15 protein-coding genes are annotated in these 20640 nt (G+C 71.6%); 8 read left to right on the top strand and 7 right to left on the bottom strand.

Annotated elements, in window-relative coordinates:
- Positions 1–110: 110 nt before the first annotated feature.
- The 4 genes from AB0M02_RS09390 to AB0M02_RS09375 form a co-directional block, all read right to left on the bottom strand.
- Positions 111–4352, bottom strand: coding sequence for an AAA domain-containing protein (locus AB0M02_RS09390; protein ID WP_364223913.1), 4242 nt, complete (start codon positions 4350–4352; stop codon positions 111–113).
- A gap of 101 nt (positions 4353–4453) precedes the next feature.
- Complete coding sequence (locus AB0M02_RS09385) at positions 4454–5236, bottom strand: SDR family oxidoreductase (protein WP_364223911.1); 783 nt, start codon at positions 5234–5236, stop codon at positions 4454–4456.
- Positions 5237–5351: 115 nt separating this feature from the next.
- Positions 5352–6020 (bottom strand): hypothetical protein, encoded by a 669-nt coding sequence (locus AB0M02_RS09380; RefSeq protein WP_364223909.1) that lies wholly within the window; start codon positions 6018–6020, stop codon positions 5352–5354.
- A gap of 912 nt (positions 6021–6932) precedes the next feature.
- Positions 6933–7304: a hypothetical protein gene (locus tag AB0M02_RS09375; protein ID WP_364223907.1), complete on the bottom strand. Its 372-nt coding sequence runs from the start codon at positions 7302–7304 to the stop codon at positions 6933–6935.
- A 38-nt stretch (positions 7305–7342) separates the two neighbouring features.
- Between AB0M02_RS09375 and AB0M02_RS09370 the strand changes: the two genes are divergently transcribed.
- The 4 genes from AB0M02_RS09370 to AB0M02_RS09355 all read left to right on the top strand — a co-directional run bounded on the left by AB0M02_RS09370 (position 7343) and on the right by AB0M02_RS09355 (position 13361).
- Positions 7343–8668, top strand: a complete 1326-nt coding sequence (locus AB0M02_RS09370; RefSeq protein ID WP_364223905.1) for an AAA family ATPase — start codon at positions 7343–7345, stop codon at positions 8666–8668.
- A gap of 15 nt (positions 8669–8683) precedes the next feature.
- Positions 8684–9694, top strand: coding sequence for a beta family protein (locus tag AB0M02_RS09365; RefSeq protein WP_364223903.1), 1011 nt, complete (start codon positions 8684–8686; stop codon positions 9692–9694).
- Positions 9694–10539, top strand: a complete 846-nt coding sequence (locus AB0M02_RS09360; RefSeq protein ID WP_364223901.1) for a bifunctional DNA primase/polymerase — start codon at positions 9694–9696, stop codon at positions 10537–10539. The genes AB0M02_RS09365 and AB0M02_RS09360 overlap by 1 nt, the downstream gene beginning before the upstream one ends.
- Positions 10540–11294: 755 nt before the next feature.
- Complete coding sequence (locus AB0M02_RS09355; RefSeq protein ID WP_364223899.1) at positions 11295–13361, top strand: SpoIIE family protein phosphatase; 2067 nt, start codon at positions 11295–11297, stop codon at positions 13359–13361.
- A 260-nt stretch (positions 13362–13621) separates the two neighbouring features.
- Here AB0M02_RS09355 and AB0M02_RS09350 read toward each other — a convergent pair whose 3' ends face one another.
- Together AB0M02_RS09350 and AB0M02_RS09345 are read right to left on the bottom strand one after the other, a co-directional pair.
- Entirely contained in the window at positions 13622–15031 is a 1410-nt protein-coding gene (locus AB0M02_RS09350; RefSeq protein WP_364223897.1) for a hypothetical protein, read from the bottom strand.
- Complete coding sequence (locus tag AB0M02_RS09345) at positions 15028–16146, bottom strand: hypothetical protein (protein ID WP_364223895.1); 1119 nt, start codon at positions 16144–16146, stop codon at positions 15028–15030. The genes AB0M02_RS09350 and AB0M02_RS09345 overlap by 4 nt, the downstream gene beginning before the upstream one ends.
- 121 nt (positions 16147–16267) lie before the next feature.
- On the opposite strand from AB0M02_RS09345, the gene AB0M02_RS09340 reads away from it, so the two are divergent.
- Positions 16268–16552 carry a DUF427 domain-containing protein gene (locus AB0M02_RS09340; protein ID WP_364223893.1) on the top strand — a complete coding sequence of 95 codons (285 nt, stop codon included), beginning with the start codon at positions 16268–16270 and terminating at the stop codon, positions 16550–16552.
- Positions 16553–16576: 24 nt separating this feature from the next.
- On the opposite strand, the gene AB0M02_RS09335 is transcribed toward AB0M02_RS09340, so the two are convergent.
- Positions 16577–16909, bottom strand: coding sequence for a hypothetical protein (locus tag AB0M02_RS09335; RefSeq protein ID WP_364223891.1), 333 nt, complete (start codon positions 16907–16909; stop codon positions 16577–16579).
- 386 nt (positions 16910–17295) lie between these two features.
- On the opposite strand from AB0M02_RS09335, the gene fxsA reads away from it, so the two are divergent.
- The 3 genes from fxsA to AB0M02_RS09320 are packed head-to-tail and all read left to right on the top strand — an operon-like array spanning position 17296 to position 20638.
- Positions 17296–17496 (top strand): FxSxx-COOH cyclophane-containing RiPP peptide, encoded by a 201-nt coding sequence (gene fxsA / locus AB0M02_RS09330; protein ID WP_364223889.1) that lies wholly within the window; start codon positions 17296–17298, stop codon positions 17494–17496.
- Complete coding sequence (locus AB0M02_RS09325; protein WP_364223887.1) at positions 17493–18926, top strand: HEXXH motif-containing putative peptide modification protein; 1434 nt, start codon at positions 17493–17495, stop codon at positions 18924–18926. Before fxsA ends, AB0M02_RS09325 begins: the two co-directional genes overlap by 4 nt.
- A 47-nt stretch (positions 18927–18973) precedes the next feature.
- Entirely contained in the window at positions 18974–20638 is a 1665-nt protein-coding gene (locus tag AB0M02_RS09320) for a bifunctional diguanylate cyclase/phosphodiesterase (RefSeq protein ID WP_364223885.1), read from the top strand.
- Positions 20639–20640: the final 2 nt, after the last annotated feature.

Genomic DNA, 20640 nt, shown 5'->3' with positions numbered 1-20640 from the left:
CCCGCAATCCATGACTGACAGTTACTACGTGTACTTACTATGAAACCTTGCGCATTTGTCTACCCGCAAGCACTCGTCGACATGCACGCAGCGCACCGGGAAGGATGCGCTCAGTCGCTGATCTCCAGTTCGGTGATCCGCTGCCAGACCGGGCGCATCGCCACCTCCGGCTCACGGGCGAAGACGCTGCCCCGGATGCGTACGAACACGCAGTTGCCCACCCGCTCCAGGACCGACTGCCGCCGCATGTCGCTCTCCCACTGCTCCGGCCCGTGGTACGCGTCGCCGTCGCACTCGATCGCCAGTCGCCGCCCGTCCGGAGCGTTCAGCACGAAGTCGATCCGGTAGCCGCCGATCCGGAACTGCGGGATCGGCCGGTAACCACGGGCGACCAGCAGCTTCAGCACGTCCCGTTCGAAGTCGCTCTCGCAGTGCACGGCCAGGTCGGCGGCGGCGGCGTCGGTGGGGAGGTTCAGCGCGTACGACAGGAGCAGCCCTCGGGCGTCGTCGGCCAGCAGGGCGGACGGCCGCACCGAGTGGAAGATCCAGAGCTGGTCCCGGGCGCGGGAGGCGGCCACGTTGATCCGCCGGTGGTAGTCGCGCTTGGTGAACGCGGCGATCCTCGGGTCGTTCTCGGACACGACCGTCGAGACCAGCACCACGTCGCGCTCGTCGCCCTGGAACGTGTACGCGTCACCGACCCGCAACCGCCGAGCCTGGATCTCGTCCTCGCCGATCGCCTCACGCAGCTGGCCGATCAGCTGGTTCGCCTGGCCGCTGCTGCTCAGGAGGCTGATCACACCGAGCGTCTTACCGTCGTACCGCGGGTCGGCCACGATCTTCGTGACCCGCTCGACGAGCGCGGTGGACTCCTCCAGGTTGACGTCGCCGAACCCGGGCAGCGGCTGGCGCACCCCGTTCTCGGTGAAGACGGTCTGGATCGGCGGCAGGGCCGGCCGGTCCGCCCGCAGCGGCATGATCTTGCCGTCGTAGTACTGCCGCGACGAGAACTCGATGATCTGCGGGACGCACCGGAAGTGCTCGGTCAGCAGGATCCGCTCGGGGGAACGGCGTACGGCGTGGTCGTAGAGAGAGGACTCCGGATCGAAGTGCTCGGCGGACGGCACCCCGTCCAGGTGCCGCCGGATCAGCCCGGAGACCGAGCCGACGAAACCCAGCTGCGGGCCGATCTGCTGGTCGTCGCCGACCACCACGGCCCGTTCGGCCAGCGACAGCACCGGCAGCGCGAACAGGTCGGCCTGCGACGCCTCGTCGACGATCACCACGTCGAAACGGGCGCCGCCGGCGAACTGCTCGATCGCCCGGTCCACCGACATGACCCAGACCGGCACCGCGGTGACCGCCGACTCCATGGCCCGCTGGGCGTGCGCCTGCCAGGCCGCGGCACCCCGGCCGGTGCCCTTACCGATCTTGCGGAGTGCGGTGGTCCAGTCGGCGAGCGCGGCACGGCGCCGGTCGTCGAGCGCCCGGGCCACCTCCAGCCACGCGGAGGCGACGACGAGCTCCTGGGTGAGCCGGCGGATCCGGGCGCGCGCCCGCTCCACCCGCCGGGACAGCACGGCCGGGTCGACGTCGCCGACCACACCGTCGAACCAGGTCTGCGCGCGCCGCCACTCCCACGCTTCCAGGCAGGCCTGACCGGAGACGATCGGATGCTCGCCGCTCGCGATGGTCGCGGCCCACTCCGGCGCCGCGGACGCCAGCCGGTCGTGCGCGGCGTGGAAGCGCATCACGTCCGGCTGCAGCAGGACCAGGCGGCGAACCTCACCGATCCGCTCGTCCCAGTCGTCCAGGGTCTTCCACGATTCGACCAGGTCCGGCCAGGGCGCGATCCGCTCGGCCACCGCGCGCTCCACGGCCTGCGCCTTGTCGAGCGCGAAGACCTCGGTCGCGCCGGCCAGCAACTCGGCGACCTCACCCAGACCGGCGGCGTCCGGCTCCAGCTCGCGTTGCGGCATCAGCACGGCGATGCGTTCGGCCAGCGGCGGCCAGCGGTGCAGGTCGAAGTCGAGCGACTGACCGGCCTCGGCGAGCAGGGCGCCGGCCCAGACCTCGGGATCGCCCCACCCGCTGGGTGGGGAGGGGATGGAGAGCCGGTCGACCCACTCCAGCCAGGCGTCGCCCAATCTTCTGCGGGATTGCGTACGGCGTACGCCCGCGACTATCAGGTCGATGTCGGTCGTGGTGCGCGCCGGTTCGTCGTCGACGCGGATCTCGTCGGCGATCCGGAACAGCCCTGGCTGCAGCAGACGGTTCAGCCCTTTGCCCGCGGCGAACCGCTGCCGGATCTCGGCCAGCTTGGTGAGCAGCAGTTTCGGCTCGGCGAGCAGCGGCTCGGGCACCACGATGCGGTGGCCCGTGACCGCCCGGGCCAGGCCGGCGAGCTCGGCGTAGATCGCCTCGGTGGCCGCCACGTGATCGGTCCAGATGGTGCGCCAGTGCGGGTCGTCGAGCAGCCGGCCCAGACGGTCGGTCCAGGTGCCCTCGCGGCGGCGCAGCCAGGCCACCGACTCACGCAGATCGCCGAGGAGATCCGCCATTCCGGAGTGGCGCTCCGCGCGTACCCTCGTCAAATCGACGCCCTGGTCCGCCAAGCGTGACAGGCGCTCCTCGATCTCCGCAGTCCTGGCTCGCTGCGCCGTCGTGCCGGCGGCGTCCGGCAGATCCTGGATCTCCGGCAACGGGCGCATCGCGGCCGCACGATCCTCCGGCGACAGCCGGGCGGCCAGCTTGAGCAGCGTGGCGAAGTCCTCGATGGTCAGCGGCGCCGGGCCGGTCACCGGATCCGGGATCCCGCCGTGCGCCGCGGCACGCTCCCGCAGCCAGGCACCGACCTCGGCGGGCAGCAGAGCGACGCCACCGATCTGATAGGTGACCGCCTCGCTCTCGGCGATCAGGCGCAGGCCCGCCATCGCGGCGGCGAGTTCACGCTCGGCCTCCTCGAGGGTCCGGGTGAGCCGCTCGACCTTTTTCGACTCGGCGTCCTTGTCGAGGGTGGCGGCGCGGTCGGACAACTCGCGGGCGGCCAGCTGCAGCTGAACCAGCTGATCGGTGGTGCGGCCGAGGACGGCCAGGCAGAGCGCCTGCACCTCCTCGGGGAGACCGTCGCGCAGGACGCGGAGCGGCTCCTCCTTCTGGGCGACGACCAGGACCCGCTTGCCGTTGGCCATCAGGTGGCAGATCAGGTTGCGGATGGTGTGCGTCTTGCCGGTGCCGGGCGGGCCCTGGACGGCCACGTTGCGGTGGTGTGCCAGGCGGCGGGCGATGGACTCCTGCGCCTCGTTGGTGGGCAGGGGCATGAGGAGGCGCTCGCCGACCCGGGACCAGCTGTCGGGCTGGTCGTCGGGCATGCGCAGGCGGCTGGGCTCGTGGGCGATGATCGCGGCGAGGGAGCCGACGGCTTGGAAGTCGCCCTCGGTCAGGCGGTCCCTGAGGTTTTCGAGGAAGCCTCTGAGGTGGCGTTGCCGGGGTCGCGCGAAAAGGACTGAGGTGTCGCGGATCGCCGCCTGCTTGTCAGATTTTTCGTCTTTTTTGAGGATTGTTCGGTCGTGGCCCAGGCGGGTCAGGGCTCGTTCGAAGAATTCGCGGCGCTCGAAGTCGTTCCAGAGGTCGACCTCGATCGCGCCGCCGGGGCCGGCGAGGGCGGCGAGCTGGTTGAGGTAGCGGGCGTCCAGACCGGCGAGGGCCTCGACCTGCAGCCGGGAGGGGCCGGCCGGGGAGACGGTGATCAGGGCGCGGTCGGGGTCGTACTCGATCAGCACCGGCGTGGCGACCAGCGGGTAACGGACCCGGGTGCCGTCGATCGTGGTCTCCAGGAGGCCGTGGCCCCAGACGAGCTCGGTGGTGGAGACCGACATGTCGAGTTGGTGCATGCGGTCGAAGAGGCTGCGGTGGAGGTCGCGGGTGTGCTCGGCGGCGGCGGTCAGCTCGGACCAGGGTCGCCAGGTGTCGTCACGCCAGCGGGTGAAGTCCGCGTTCTCCTCCGCCTCCTCCGCTTTCCCCTCTGCCTCTGGGGTGTCCGTCGCGTCCTGGCTGCCGGACGGGGTCGGCTCGGCGGCTGCGGTGATCTCGCCTCGGAGGCGGCGGCGCAGGGCCGGTGGGACGGACACCGGCGGTGGGAGGTCGGGGCGGCCGACGCGGAGCCAGGAGGTGCCGTCGGCGCCGGGGCCGGACTGGCAGTCGGGGTGCTGTGGCAGCGCGTCGAGCCAGTGGGCGTCGGAGGGAACGGTGCGGGACGGGCGTTCCATCTGGGCGCGGACGGCGAGCAGATAGTCCGCCACGGCCACGGCCCGATCCCGGATCGTGGTGGGAGACTCGCGCTGCTCGGCCATCCCCAGGAGTTTAGGCCGTACGGTCGATCCCGCGAGCGTGCCAGGGTGCCTGTCTCCACAGGGATGTCTTTGCAGCCCATTGGCCCGATTCGCGCGCTCTTTCAGGTGGCATCTCGCTCCTCCGGGTCCCGGCCCTGGGCGGAGCGGCCGCCGTCCACCGGGATGATCGCGCCGTTGACGAAGCTCGCGGCCGAGGAGAGAAGGAAGGCGACGGCTTCGGCCACCTCGGCCGGGTCGCCCATCCGGCCCAGCGGCTGGAGTGCGCGGATCTCGTCGAGGAAGTGTTCGCGGTCGGCAGGGGTGAGCGAGGTCAGGTGGGCGTCCGAGCGTTCGGTGGCGATCGAACCCAGTGCCAGGGCGTTCACCCGGATGCCGGCGGGTCCGTAGTCGACGGCCAGCGCACGGGTCAGCCCCTCGATGGCCGCTTTGGCGGTCGCGTAGGGAAGCGCGCCCCGGACGGCCCGCTGCGCCTGGTGCGAGGAGATGTTGACGATCGACCCGCCGGCCGGTGGCTGGAAGTGGCGCAGGGCGGTGGCGCAGCCGACCAGGACCGGGTCCAGGTTGCGGCGAATGATCTCGCCCACCTCGGCCGGGGAGGTGTGCAGCTCGGCGTCCCGGAAGATCGCGGCGTTGTTCACCCAGCCCCGCAGGGGTGCCGCCGCGGCGGCCGAGCGGGCGGCCCGCTCGGCGACGGACTCGTCGGCGGCGTCGCCGGTCACGGGGAGCAGCCGCTTGCCGGCTGGGTGGTCGTCGATCCAGGTCAGGGCGGACGGGTCGGCTTCCAGGATCGCGACGCTCACGCCGTCGGCGGCGAGTCGCTCCACGATGGCCCGGCCGACGCCGCGACCGCCGCCGGTCACGACCACGGACATGTCGTCAGGCATTTCGATCACCCCGGGTTGGGGTGTGCCCCGCCCGCGGAGTTCTCACGCCTCTCAGCAACGAGGGTCCACCCCGGGATCGCCCCTGGGCAGGCCCCGCCTCTGACTGACGGTCTCGTTACGGGAACTGCATGCGGCGCGGGCGGGGGATCACCGGGGGTGGCAGCGGGAGGTCGTCGAGGTGGCTCCAGTTGAGGGTGCCGTTGTCGGTCGACTTGATCTCGCCCAGGCAGGCTCGGAGGAGGCCCAGGTTGGGGGCTCCGGCGTAACCCGCGATGACGACCTCGGGCTTCGGGGCGATCTGTGAGATGGCGGCGCAGATCTTGGCGACCTCGCGTTCGTCGACCGCGTCCAGCGGCAGCGGCGCCTCGATCGGCGAGCGGCGCCACGGCGGGCCGAAGCGGCGGAGCAGTTCGCGAGCCAGACGGCCGAAGGAGCGGCCGACCTCGGCGTCGCGCATCGAGAGGCGGGCGGACTGGCCGTAGCACCACGGGACGACGACGTGCCCGTTGATGAGGACCAGCTGATAGACGGAGCGCGGGACGCTGATGATCTCCGCTCCGGGGAGGGTGCCCAGGAAGAGGACCAGTTCCTCGTAGGGCAACGCCCATCGGGGGTTCGCCAGGACACGCTCCATGGTCTGGGTCATGGCGGGATGAGCGTGGACCTCACGGTCGATCGCCGTGCTCAGGGCCTCGGGGACCCGTGTCCACAGCTCGTCGGCGATTGTCTCGCCGAACTGCTCGATGAGCCAATCACTCGGACCGACGAGAACGTCTGGGCGCATTCCCCACCACCACCGTCCGTGTTACTGACGTCACTGCTGGCTAGAAGAGTTGCACTTCCAATGATCGACTGGAAGAGGGCTGTTCCGAGATCATAGAAACAACCATGAATGAAATCGAGCAAGTCGATCAACACTTAGCCACAGCGCTGGAGCCGGCGGGCTCAGGGCGGCGAAACCTGCAACTTGCGCGGCGAACCGCTCGCGCAAGTTGCAGGACGGTTTCGCTATTCACCCGCACCCGATATTGAACCCCAAGGTTATTTCCGGGCGGTGACAGAGAAGGAAACATCATTTCACGTGACGTGATCAAATCCCGCGCCACCAGGGTAGGCGGCTGATCGATGATCATCTGACGGCCGGCGCCACGGAGCCTTCCGCGTCCCGCAACCGGTTGCAGCGGAAGAGGTGCGGTTTCGCTCGGTCCGTGCGGCGCGGTGGCCCCGGGGGGACAGGGGCGCGCTAGGCGGGAGCCGACAGCTGAAGTGTCGGATACCCGTCAGTTCTCCGGGTTGCCACTCGGCGCGGTCCGTGGGCGCCCTCGGCGAGGAACCTCCGGAGTCTGATCACTTCCGCCCGTCCCGGCATCGTCATTGGAAAGAATCCAGTCTCGGGAAACCCTTTCGCGGACCGGAAAGGATTAGTCGAGAAAAGAGCAATTATGGTACGCCGGGATCGCTCGTGAGCGACTGCGGAAAACAGGAATTCAGCGCCGCGAAAAGAATGGTCGACGAGCGCGGCGGCGATGCATTTCCGCGATGATTCGGCAGGCCAGGACGCCACGCCGGACCGAAATTGTCCCCACCGGAAGGGACCATGACGGTCCGTATCCGCGCGATCTCCGTCAGGCTCGGAAACGTGAGTGAGAAGAGCTTGAGCGGTTCAGGTTTCGCCCTCGGCCGGCCCGCCCGCCGGTCAGACCGGGTCCACCGTGTCCCAGGAATATCGGAAGCCGCCCGGCGGTAGACGCCATTCCCGCAGCACAGCGAGCAGCTCCTCCTCGTCCCCGGCGGTCGCGTGGCGCAGGCGCACGGCACCGAGGTCGTTGTCGTACCCCTCGAGCCGGTCCGCCTCGAACTCCCAGTGGGTGATCCGGAAGCTGCGGGCGGCGTCGCTGTACACGCGGCCGGAGCGGCGGGCCTCCTCGTCGGCCGGGCCGAGGCTCGGAACGATCTGCACGAAGGACCAGCGGTGCGGCTGGGAGGCGGGTACCCGTACGCCGAGGCGGCGACCGAGACGCAGCGCCGCCAGCTCGATCGGCGGCCAGTTCCACTCGGGACGACTCATGATGCGGGCAGCGTACCCAAGGGGGTTACGGTGCCCAGGTGATTGCGAACGCGCTCGTCAGCCCGGCCGAGGAGGCCGCCGCCGTCATCGCCGCGGTGCTCGGTGACCTCAGAACCGGCGGCCACCGCGGGGTGGTGGTCGACTCGCCGCCGGGCGCGGGCAAGTCCACCCTCGTCGTCCGCGCGGCCGGTGAACTGGCCGGCACGGGTGCTCCGCTGATGATCGTGGCGCAGACCAACGAGCAGGTGGACGACCTGATCGACCGGCTCGGAACACGGTCGCCGGAGGTCACGGTGGGCCGGCTGTCGGCGGTCGACTACGAGGCGTCCGCTCGGGTACGCGCACATCCGGCCTGCCGGGTGGCGCCCAAGGTGGCCGACCTCGGCTCGCCGGCGGTCACCATCGGCACGGCGGCCAAGTGGGCCACGGTGACCGAGGGGACCTGGCCGTGGGCGATCGTCGACGAGGCGTACCAGATGCGGTCCGACGCCCTGCTGCGTGTGGCGCCGCGGTTCGAGCGGGCGCTGTTCGTGGGCGACCCGGGCCAGCTGGACCCGTTCTCGACGGTCGAGGTGGACCGGTGGACCGGTCTCTCCTGGGATCCGATGCAGAGCGCGGTGGCGGTGCTGCTGCGGCACAACCCCGACCTGCCGGTGCACCGGCTGCCGGTGTCCTGGCGGCTGCCCGCGTCGGCGGCTCCGGTGGTGGCGCAGGCGTTCTACCCGTTCACCGGGTTCCGGTCGGGTACCGGTCCGGCGGATCGGTCGCTCGGGTTCCAGCGCTCCGCCGAGAACGAGCTGGACGAGGTGCTGGACGTCGCGGCGGCCGGCGGCTGGGGTCTGCACGAGCTGCCGGGGCGGTTCACCGTGCGTACGGACGCGGAGGCGGCGGCTGCCTGCGCGGCGCTGGCCGGTCGGGCAGTGACCCGGGGCGGCGTCACGGCGTCCGAGGCGGGGACCGGGCCGCTGACCCCGGACCGGATCGCGATCGGTGCGGCGCATCGCGACCAGGTGGCGGTGATCCGGGCGCTGCTCCCACCGGAGGCCGCGGAGGTCACCGTGGACACGGCGAACCGGTTGCAGGGCCGCGAGTACGACCTGACCGTGGTGCTGCACCCGCTCTCCGGCCGGCGCGACGCCACGGCGTTCCACCTGGAGTCGGGGCGGCTCTGCGTGCTGACCTCCCGGCACCGGCACGCCTGCGTCGTGGTGGCGCGGGCCGGGATCGCCGAGCTGCTGGACGCGCACCCGTCGACCGAGCCGATGCACATCAACGTGCCGGTGAAGTTCCCGGACGGGTGGGAGGCAAACCAATCGATGCTCGCGCATTTACACAGCACGTCACCCAACGGTAACCGTCAATGAGGCTACCGTTGGCATATGGAGCGCGACGGGGTGTATCGCCCGATTCTGCGGCCCCGCCGAGGCGAATTGACGGCACTGGCCCACCTGTCCGAGGAGGAGGCCGCCCGCGTCGAGCCGATCGTGGAGCTGGACCCGAGCGAGAGCATCCTGCCCCTGCTCCGTGAGCTGCGGCCGCGGACCGGGGCGGTGGCGCTCGACTTCGGCAACCTGCCGGACTCACCCGGCGAACCCTCGGTGCTCGTGGCGGAGAAGCTGCGGCGGATGGGAATCGGGATGGTTCCGGTGCTCCGGCCGTACGAAAGCGGTTTTCGCCTGAAAGCCCACGGCCTGGCCGCACGCATGCACCTGGACCGGGCAATTCTGCGGCTGAGGCCGCATGCCGACGCCGGGAATCCGGCGGAGGCCGACTCCGCCACCGAGCGGGTCCTGCGCGCCTCGGAACTCGGCCCGGAGAACGTGGACCTGCTCATCGACCTGGCCGAGACGGCCTGCGCGGCGCACGCGGACGAGGTGGTGGAGCGGGCCCGCCGGGTGCTGCGCTGGGCACGCACCGCGTCGTGGCGATCGGTGAGCGTGGCCTCCGGCGCGATGCCGCCCAACCTCGACGACCTACCCACCGACCGGCCGGTCCGGGTCGGCAGGCTCGACGCCCGCGTCTGGGCCCACCTGGGCGAACCCGGCGTCGGCTACGCGGACTACGGCGTGACGTCACCGGTGCGGCGGCTCGGCGTGCAGCACCACCGGCAGCTGCCGACCCTGCGCTACACGTCCTCGCTGGACTGGTGGATCTATCGATGGGCACGCCGGGGCGGGCGAAGCGACGACCGCTGCCACGACCTCTGCCGGACGCTGGTGACGTCACCACAGTGGCCGTCCACGGGCGCCCGCTTCTCGTGGGGCGACGCGGAGATCGCCCGGCGCGCCCGAACCGCACGCGGCGCGGGCAGCTCGGCCAGCTGGATCGCCTGGGGCACCTCGCACCACATCTCTCATGTGTTGACCGAAAGTGTCGTACGCTTGTTCTAATGTCGCTCACGGCTGCCCTCGCGTTTGCCCGGCACGGCATCCCGGTCCTGCCGGTGCACACGCCTGACCAGGGTGGCGTCTGTTCCTGCGAGCGAGGAGCGCGATGCGAGCGACCCGGCAAACACCCCCGCCTCCGGCACGGCCTCACCGAGGCGTCGACCGATCCGCGGCAGATCACCCACTGGTGGCTGCGCTGGCCGCGCGCCAACGTCGGCCTGCGCACCGGCGTGATGATGGACGTCGCCGACATCGACTCGGCGGAGGGCTGGCACGGCCTGCTGCATCTGCTCGGCGGCGAGCTCCCCCGCGGCCCACAGGTGCGGACCGGCGGGGGCGGCCGCCACCTCTGGTTCCACCCGACCGGATTCGGTAATCGCGTGCGGCTGCTGCCCGGCCTCGACTGGCGAGGCGCGGGTGGTTATGTGCTGGCGCCGCCGTCTCGTCACGCGAGCGGGGCGGACTACGTCTGGCTGCGGCGCCCCGCGGGCGACATGCCGATCAGCCCGGCCACGTTGCGGTCACTCATCGAGGGGCCGCCGCCGGCTTTCCGGGACCATCAGGTCACACACCCCCATCGGTACGCGGAAGCCGCCCTCGAAGCCGAGGCGGACCGGGTGTCCCGTGCGCCGGTGGGCTCCCGGAACGACACGTTGAACCGGGCGGCGTTCGCGCTGGGGCGGTTTGTCGGCGCCGGGCTGCTGGACGCGGCGGATGTGCGGCGGGAGTTGGGGGCGGCGGCTCGGTGGGCGGGGCTTGGCGCGGCGGAGATCCGGGGGACTTTGCGGTCGGGGTTGACGGCTGGGCGGCGGCAGCCGTTCAGCGGGCGGGTGCGGGATGCGGCTTGAGTCGGGCGCGGCGGGGACAACGCGGCGGCGGCCAGTTGCGGCGGGACAGCCGGGCGGTCGGGCGCCTGCGCGGGCGGCACGACGCGGCGCCTGGGCGGGCAGCGCGGCGCCTGGGCGGCACGACGCGGCGCCTGGGCGGCACGACGCGGCGCCTGGGCGGCACGACGCGGCGCTTGGGCGGGCGGCGACGACCGGCTGAGCGAGGCGGCGCGCGGTCGCAACGGGTCGTCGCGAGCGGTCGGCTGAGCGGGACGCACCCGGCCACGCCGTCCCCAACACGCGACCCTGCCGTCCTACCCGACCCCGCCGGCCCCACCTGCCACGCCGGCCCAATCCGGCCGCGCGGCAGTGCCGGGTTGAGCGGGAGCGCGCTGGCACGTCGTGGCTCAACGCCGGCCGGCTGAGTGGGACGGCGGGTGAAGGGCGACCGCGCAGAGCGACCGCGCAGAGCGACCGCGCAGAGCGACCGCGCAGAGCGACCGCGCAGAGCGACCGCGCAGAGCGGCTGAGCGGGGCGACCGCGCAGAGCGACCGCGCAGAGCGGCTGAGCGGGACGGCTGAGCGGGACGGCTGAGCGGGACGGCTGTTGGAGGTGGCGATGAGTGGGCGGCGCCGCGAGGTCGGCGAGCGGGTGGGGTGGTTGGGGGTTGGGTGGGCCGTTCGGGCGGTGGGAAACGGATGATCGGGTCGGGGCTGGAGGGGGTGGGGGCTGAATACCGCCGGTAGCCTGGCGAGCAGATCGGCCGGGGGGCGACGTGCTGCGATGGGACGTGATCGGCGACGCCGAGCGGGATGTGCTCGCTGATCCGCCGCGCCTGCGTTCGGTTCGGCGGATTGTGGGTGGGCCGGTTCCGGATGAGGCGTTCGATCGGCTTGCCATGCTGGTGCGGATGCTTGTGGACGCGCCGATGGGTGTGGTGTGCCTCGTCGATGAGGAGAAGCAGCACTTCGCGGGGCAGGTGGGTCTGCCCGATCAGCTTGCGGCGGTTCGGGAGATGCCGCTGACCCGGTCGTTCAGCCGGCATGTGGTGGTGTCCGGGGAGCTGCTGGCGATCGCTGACGTACGCACGGATCCGCGGATGCGGGACAACCCGGCGATCGAGGAGGTCGGGGCGATCGCCTACGTGGGTGCGCCGATCAGGGACGCGGACGGGCTGGTCGTGGGCGCGCTGTGTGCGGTGGACCAGGAGCCTCGGATCTGGACGGCGAGTGAGGTCGCGCTGCTGAGCGAGCTGGCGGCGGTCTGCTCGTCGGAGGTGTGCCTGCGGATCGCCCGGACGGCTGCCGAGGAGAGCCGGCTGGCGGCGGAGGCCGCGCGCGCGACAGCCGAGGAGGAGCGGGCCGCGGCGGAATCGGCTCGAACCAGTGCTGAGGAGAGCCGACTGGCCGCGGAGGCCGCGCGCGCGACAGCCGAGGAAGAGCGGGCCGCGGCGGAAGAGGCGCGGACCAGTGCTGAGGAGAGCCGGCTGGCGGCGGAGGCTGCGCGGGCGACAGCTGAGGAGGAGCGGGCCGCGGCGGAGAGGGCTCGGAATGAGGCGGAGGAGGCTCGGGCGGCGGCTGAGTGGGCGCGGCGGGAGTCTGAGTCGGCTCATCATCAGTTGGAGTTGCTGGCGGAGTTGACCGAGGCGTTGGCGGCCACGATGGACGTTGACGAGGCCATGCGGCGGCTCGGGGGGATCGTGACGGCGCGGATTGCGGACTGGTGTGTGGTCACTGTGGCCGAGGATCCGGGGCATGGGGCGCTGGTGTCGGCTACGCATCGGGAGGCGGAGCGGGACACGGACATGGTGCGGCTGTCCGAGTTGATGGCCGGGTCGCGGGCGGACCTGCGGACCATGCTGTCGGCGGTGCGGCGGGACGGGCGGGTGGTGCGTACGTCGGATCTGCGCAGCCAGATCACCGACGCCGAGCTGGGTGCGATCACGGCGCGTGCGGGACTCGGGTCGACGCTGGTGGTGCCGATCACGTCGCCGGTGCGGCTCACCACGTTGGGCGCGGTGCTGCTGGTGAACGGGCCGGAGCGGGGACCGTTCACGGCGGTCGAGGAGCGGACGGCGCTGGAGATCGGGCGGCGGGCCGGGCTCGCGGTGGAGAACAGCCGGCTGTACCGGGAGCAGCGGCACATGGCGGAGGTCCTGCAGCGGAGCCTGCTCACCGAGCTGCCGGACATTCCGGGCGTCGAGCTGCACGCCCGTTATCTGCCCGCGCAGGACGGTGCGGCGGTCGGCGGGGACTGGTACGACGCGTTTGCCCAGCCCGACGGCAGTGTCGTGGTGGCGGTCGGGGACGTGTCGGGGCACGACATCGAGGCGGCGGCGACCATGGGGCAGCTGCGGAATCTGGTGCGCGGGGACGCCTATGGGCGGGACGAGGAACCGGGTGCCCTGCTCAGCGCCCTGGACCAGGCACTGCACGGGCTGGCGGTGCCGGCGTCGGCGACCGCGGTGCTGGCTCGGATCCGGGCGTCGTGGTCGGGGTACGCGGTAAGTTTCGCCAACGCCGGGCATCCGCCGCCGCTGCTGCTCCTGCCGAACGGTGAGGTGCAGGTTTGGTGGGTACCGCCGGAGCCGCTCCTCGGGCTGCCACCGCGCGAGCCCCGGACGACCGCGAAACGGTTCGTGCCGGCCGGGTCGACGCTGGTCCTCTACACCGACGGGCTGGTGGAGGACCGGGAGCAGCTGCTCGACGACGGGGTGGCGCGGGTCTCCGAGGTGCTGCGGGAGTTTGCGGACCGGCCAGGTGACGAACTCTGTGAGCGACTGCTGGAGGTGGCGCGGGGCCGCAGCGACGACATCGCCCTGCTGCTGGTGAAGCTGGCCTAGGAGCCGGGTGACCTGCCGCCGGGAGACGCAACGAGCTAACGCGGCGAGACGCAACAGGCTGACGCGGGAAGACGCAACGAGCTGACGCGGCGAGACGCAACGAGCTGACGCGGGAAGACGCAACGAGCTGACGCGGGAAGACGCAACGAGCTGACGCGGGAAGACGCAACGAGCTGACGCGGGAAGACGCAACGGGCTGACGCGGCGAGACGCGACGGCTGGCGCCGGGAGACGGGACGAACTGACGATGGAGGGCGGCGTCACTCCTGCTCAGGACCAGCCGGTGGGCCGCCGTGAGTCCACGGTGTCTCGGTGGGATCGGGGAAGGCGCCGCCCGGCCGGTACGCCTCGCTCAGTGTCGTCACGATCAGCCGCTCCCCCACCGCCGGAACGCTGCCGGGCTCGGCCACCAACTTCCGGCCCATCCCGCCCGACAGTTCCAGGAGTACGTCACGGCCCGCGCCCGCCGGGGAGATCGAGACCACTTTGGCCTTCTGCGCGGGACGGGACGGGGACGTCAGCGACGTGCCCGGTTCCACGCGTACCTCCTCGGTGGTGTGCACCATGATGCGCGGGCGCAGGACCGGCCGCTTCCCGCTGTCGTCGACGCGGTCGGGGTTGGCGAGCGTGACCTCACCGGCGAAGGCCGCGCCGGCGAGGCGGTACTCGGCCAGTACGAGGGGGTCGTCGAAGGCGCGCTGGACCGCGTACCGGGCGGCCGCGTTCTCCAGGCGCTGGAGCCGGGCCGCGGCGGCGACCGCGCCGTCGCGGCGGGGCTGTGGTGCGCCGCCCTCGGCGACGTACTGGGCGAACGCCGTGAAGGCGTCCCGGTCCGCGTCCCAGCGGGAGCGCACCCGCTCGCCGATCGGCAGGGTTCGCAGGAGGCCGAGTGTCCGCCACATCCGCTCCCAGGTCGGCAGCAGCAGTTCGCGCAGGACCGCCGGGAGCTCCGGTGAGGCCTGTTCGATGAGTGGCGCCAGGACCCGGTTGTCGAAGTCCGGGTCGGTGGCGGGACCGGCGACCGGGCCGTTCTCCGCCTCCCGGGCCGCGTCCGCGCCGGACTCGATCCAGGCCAGCAGCGCACCGAGTTGTGCGTCCTCCGCACCGCTCTGTCCGGTGGCCCAGTGCAGACCGAGCGCCTGCACCGCGTTGAGCAGCAGCGACGACCCGGGCACCTCGGCGCTGTTGGCGAAGAACGTCAGCCAGCGGCCGAGCAGCGGCACGCCGGCCGGGACGGGGTACTCGCCGTCGGTGGTGCGGAATCGGGTGGAGCGGCCGAGCAGGCGGAGGAAGTCGACGCCGGCCGGGTTCGGCACCCAGACCTGCGGTGCGTCGAGGTAGCGCTGCCGCACGTCCCTACCCCGGTCGACGGGGACGTCCTCAGCGTCGGTCGCGAAAGACTCGAAATAGGGCAGAACACGCGAAGAGAGATCGGCGAAAAAGGCGAAACGGTCGTCGCGGTTGCGAGGTTGCGTGACGACCAGCAGCTGCGGGTCAGAAGCCGCAAAACCGACCATGGCGGCCAGCGGCGCGTTCGCCTCGCCGGCCATGGCGAGCGGGATCAGCACCAAGGGATGGTCATGGACGTGCAGGTGGCGAACGGTGGCGATGGGCTGAGCGCGACCCGACGCGACCGCCTGTGCTCTCGCGAGCGCGGTCAGCGTACTCATGAAAGAACTTCGGACCGCAACCGCGACGCTGCCCGCAGCACCGCCGCGGCCTCGGCCTGCTCCTCGGTGGGCTCGCGGCGCCCCTCGGCCAGCGCGAGCACCTCGTCGATCGACTCGATGCCGCCGAGCGACTCCCGGACGGTCCGGCCCAGCGCGGCCGTGCTGCCGGACGCCTCGTGCCGGCAGAAGACGGAGAGTTCGCACGTGGAGAGGCACTCGGGCGCGTAGTGGGGCTCGACGTGGCCGAGTGCTTCGGTGAGTTCCTCGGCGGTGAGCGCCAGGTCGAACGTCATGTCGTCGGGCAGGCTGTCGATCAGCGCGTCGATCGAGGCGAGCCGGGAGAGCTGGCGGCGGAGGGTGGCGAGTTGCTTGCGGACGTCCAGGCGGACCGCGACCGGGTTGAGCGAGAAGTTCTCCGGGCAGACCAGCACGACCTCGTGGTCGACGAGCGACGGGTCCTGACCCTGGCGCTCCAGCAGGGCGCGCAGGGCGAGCACGTAGACGGCGGCCTGCACGGCGGCGGCGGACACCTTGGCACTGTCGGCCTGGCCGTCGATGATCGCGAAAGACTTGATCTCGACGACCTGGAGGCGACCCGAGGCGCCCGAGGCGCCTGCGGAGCCCGCGGGGCCCGCAGTGCCCGCGTGGGCGTACGCGATCAGATCCGGTTCCAGGTAGACGGTCTGCCCGGCCACGTCGAGCGTGAGCAGCGGATGGTCGATCAGCGCGGCGCGGGCGGAGGCCAGCAGCGCAGCGGTCCGCGCGTGCCGATCACCGAGAAGGCCGTCGCCGCCAAGGTCGTCGCCGCCGAGATCGTCGCTGCCGAGATCGTGACAGGTGACCGGAGGCGCTCCGAGCACCGACCGCAACAGGGCGCAATCATCGGCCTTGAGCATCGCCTCGAAGGCGTTGCCCCGGGACAGCGCGAAGCGGGACTGCCCGAAGCTGCCGGGGAAGCCGATCCGCTCGGCCAGTTTGAGCTTGTCGACGCCGGCCGCGTCCAGCACCGCGCGGCGGGAGCAGCCGGGGTTGCCGGTGAGCGCGGCGATCGTGCGCGCGTTGTGCCGCTTGGCTCGCCCCGGGCCACGGAGCTGATCAAGCTTCTGCACGGCCATAACTTTAGATCTTCATATGCGGTGTGGCGAACGGCCGCGCGACTCGCCGGGTTTCACCCACCAGAGGTGAATAAAGCGCACGTATCAGACACAAAGACGGCCGCGCGCTACGTTCGAAGACATGCCGAAGGCCATCTGGAACGACGAAGTGATCGCCGAAAGCGACGACACGGTGGTTGTCGAGGGCAATACGTACTTTCCTCGCACCAGCGTTCGCGACGACGTGCTCGTCCCGTCGGAGACGCACACCGTCTGCCCCTGGAAGGGCAAGGCGTCCTATTACTCCCTGCGCGCCGACGGGCACACGGCACCGGACGCCGCGTGGTTCTACCCCGACCCCAAGCCGGACGCCTCCGCGGTCCGCGACCGGGTCGCCTTCCGCAGAGACGTCCGAGTAGAGGCCTGACCCACCAGCGAGGCCCACTCACGCTCACGTGATGCGCGGGTGGGCCTCCTCGATCGACTTCACTTCCAGGTAGTCCAGCATGTCCTGCTGCTCGGCGAGATCCAGCGCACCGAACGCCGCGTAGGCCTCCTCACGCGCGTGCGTGGTCTCCGCCGCCAGCAGCGCGATGATCGCCGACCAGGCCAGCGAGACCCGGTCGAAGAGCCGCGCCAGGCGCAGCGACGGCAGCCGCGACAGCATCGCCACCTTGGTCGCCGCGTCGTCGTCCCGCGGCACCCGGTCGCAGAGCTCGAAGAGAGCCTTTCCCCGGTACGGATGCTCGGACTCGATCATCCGGGTCAGCTCCGCGTTGCTCATCCGGTCCACCGGCGGCGCGGGGCCACGACGCGGCAGCGCGGGCGGGTCACCGTGCACGACTGTCCCGCCCGCTCTCGAAACCGTTGCCGGGAGCCTGATGCGGCAGCGTGGGGGTGTTCTGGAAGGTCGGGAACGGTGGCGACGGCATCACCGGCTCAGCCGACTCCCTCTCGGCGGTCCGGACCGTGTCACCAGCGTTTCGTTCTCCACCCAGCACTATTTGCCCTCCGTAACCGACTTGCGCAGTCACGTCCCATCAGATCACGTCCGCGCAAACCTGTGCGAGCACCCACGGTAGTGACTCCCGCTGGTCACCCGACCCGACGACCGCCGTAACCTTCAGGCAACGCATCGACCGCTACCGAGAGAGACACCGGGGAGGGACCGTGGACGCAGGCCAGGACGGCGCGGGGGCACCGACGGAATGGCGATCGGTCATGGTCGATCTGTCCGGCTCCTCCCTCGCGGAACTCGTCGATGAGTTCGACGCGGACGACGACTCGGCTCTCGCCCGCGCCCTGCGCCGCGTCACCGACGATCTGGCACGCCCCGGTGAGCCGATCGCCGGCTTCAACTCCGCGCTGTGACCACGCGACTCTCTCCGTTCCGGCTCAGCGATCCCGCGTTCGCCGCGCTCGGTGCCGGCCGGCCCGACGCCGGCACTCTCGCGACGCTGCGCCGGGCACAGCTCAGCCGCCATCTCCTGCTGCTGCGGGAGATCCGGCGCGCGCAGCGCGGGTCGCCGGCCTGGTACACGCGACTCACCCGGGCGGATCCGGGCGAGGCCCGGCGGCAGATCGCGGATCCGATGACCGGGCTCTGGGCGGCGCACACGCTGCGCACCGGGGGGACGGAAGGGCCGCGGCCGGGTGGTCACTCTCTGCGGTCAACTCACGGTGATCTCACTTTGACGGTACGGCTGGACGACACCGATCCGCTCCGGAGCCGATTGGGTCTGGCGCCAACCGGCCCGCTCTCGGACACCGAGGTGACGCACTGGCAGCACTGCCTCGACGAGGCGTGGCGGGTCCTGGTCGTCCGGCACCGCGCGGCCGCGTCGACGATGGCCGCCGTGCTGCGGGTGATCGTGCCGGTCCACCCGGACCCGGCCGCGGAGGGGATCAGCTCGACGTCGGCGGAGGCGTTCGGCGCGGTGGCCATGTCGCCACCGGCCGACCCGGTGGCGCTCGCGGTGGGGCTGTTGCACGAGGTTCAGCACAGTGTCCTGAATGCCGTTCATCAGCTGTTCGAGCTGGTACTGCCGGGTGGGGAGCGCGGGTATTCGCCGTGGCGGGACGATCCGCGGCCGGCGTTCGGGATTCTGCACGGAACTTATGCGTATTTATCCGTTACGCGCTTCTGGCGAACCGAGGCCGCCGCGGGAAGCCGCGCCGGGGCGTTCGAGTTCGCGCGGTGGCGGACGGCGGTGGCGGAATCGGCGCGGGCACTGCTCCCGGGCGGGACGTTGACGGCGGCGGGGACACGGTTCGTGACCGCGCTGCACGAGGAGGTCCGGCCGTGGCTGACGGACCCGGTGGATTCGGAGGTCGAGCGCCTCGCCGGGCTGGCCCGCGAGGACCACGTCGCGCGGTGGCGGCTGCGGAACCTGGAGGTGACGCCGGCGGACGCGGCCGAGCTGGCGCGGGCCTGGCGGGAAGGGCGACCGGCTCCGAGGGTGCGGTCGATACTGGGGAAGGCGCTGGGGCGGGAGCTGGAGAACAGCCCGCGGGCCCGCCTGGCACGGGAGATGGCCAAGAGCGGCGGGGCGAATGACCCGGCAGCACCGCCCGGCGGTCGCGTGAGGGCCGGTGATGACGCCCTGCTGCGGGGTGACCTCGGCAGAGCGCGAGTCGCGTACCAAAAATGTCTTGATTTTGGAAACGACGACGCCTGGAGCGGCCTCTCCCTGGTCTCCCCGCACGAGGCTTTGCGAAGAAACCCCGAGCTGGTGAGGGCCGCCGCGCTGGCGATTCCGGAGGCGGACGTCGCCGCGCTGGCCGATTGGCTCTCCCAATAGCTCATCTGCGCCACCCCGGGACCGATCTGTGCAGCCGGAGGTGGATCGTGGGTCGCAATGCTCTGCTGGACCGGGTACGGGTCGGTGTCGACGACGCCGCTGTGCTCGCGTCGCTGGTGCTGCTCGCCTGGCCGGTGGCTGACACCGCGCATCCGTTCGGGATGACCGGCCGGATCGTGCCGCTGGTGGCGGCGCTCTGTCTGGGGCTCGCCGTGCTGCTGCTCGACGGTGGCCGGCCGCTGCTGCGCTACGCGGTGACCGCCGCGGCGCTGATCGCGGCCGGGGCACGGCATCTGAACGGTGATCTGTCGCCCGCCGCTACCTGGCTGGTGATGCTGGTGACGGCCGCGGTGGTGGTGCGCCAGTTCCTCGGTGAACGGCCGGAAGCCGATCCGAACCGGCAGCAGACGCTTCTCGCCCAGCAGGCGTTCCGCGACCCGCTGACCGGGCTCGGCAACCGGAAGATGTTCGTCGAGTACGCCGAGGAGGTGCTCGCCACCCCGGCCCGCACCAAGACCGCGGTGATCCTGGTGAACCTCGACGGCTTCAAGCACGTGAACGACCACTTCGGGCACATCATCGGCGACGACCTGCTGCGCGCCGCCGCCGATCGCCTCGCGGTGAACGTCCGCGCCAACGACACCGTGGCCCGTCTCGACAGCGACGAGTTCGCGGTGCTGCTGCCCGGCCTGGAGGACGAGCAGGCGGCCCTCGCGGTCGCCGAGCGCGTGCTGACCGAGCTGCACCGGCCCCTCGAAGTAGCCGGCGTCCCGGTGACCATCAGGGCTCGGGCCGGTGTCGCCGTCGCCGACACCGAGGACGTCCTCGACGCCGTGCTGCGCCGCGCCGACCAGGCGCTGCTGCGGGCGAAGGTCGAGGGTGGCGGCGTGGCCCGCCGGTTCGACCCGGAGATGTTCGCCGCCGCCGAGCGCCGCCGCCTCGCGGAGGCCGACCTGATGCGCGGTCTGGAGGCCGGCGAGTTCGAGGTGCACTACCAGCCGATCGTCGACCTGGACGGCGGCCACACGGTCGGCGTCGAGGCGCTGGTCCGCTGGCAGCACCCGGAGCGCGGCCTGGTGCCGCCCGCGGTCTTCCTCGACCTGGCCGAGTCGCTCGGCCTGCTCCCCCGCCTCGGCGGCTGGGTGCTCGAGGAGGCCTGCCGGCAGGCGATCGGCTGGCAGACCCGGTTCCCCGGCTTCGAGCTCAACGTGAACCTCTCGGCGTCCCAGCTCGGCAACCCGCGGCTGATCGACGAGGTGAAGCAGATCCTGGAGCAGACCGGCCTGCCGCCGCAGGACCTGGTGCTGGAGCTGACCGAGTCGGTGGCACTGACCGACCTGGTCGAGTCGGCCCGGGTGCTGAGCGCGCTCAAGTCGCTCGGCGTGCGGATCGCCCTCGACGACTTCGGTACCGGGTTCTCCTCGCTGAGCCACCTGAGCTCGCTGCCGGTGGACGTCATCAAGATCGACCGGTCGTTCGTGCAGGCGATGCCGGAGACCGGGGACGCGTCGGTGGCCGAGGCGGTGCTGCACATCGCGCGCACCTTCAACCTGTCGCCGGTGGCCGAGGGCATCGAGAACGCGGATCAGGCCGCCCGCCTGCGCGAACTGGCCTGCGGCCGGGCTCAGGGTTACCACTTCGCCCGGCCGATGCCGGCCAGCAACGTCACCGAACTGCTGGACAAGCAGGGCGTGCCGATCGCTCGCCTGTAGAG

The sequence above is a fragment of the Actinoplanes sp. NPDC051861 genome, from assembly GCF_040681145.1.
Lineage (GTDB): Bacteria > Actinomycetota > Actinomycetes > Mycobacteriales > Micromonosporaceae > Actinoplanes.
This window is presented reverse-complemented; position numbering and strand designations above follow the sequence as displayed.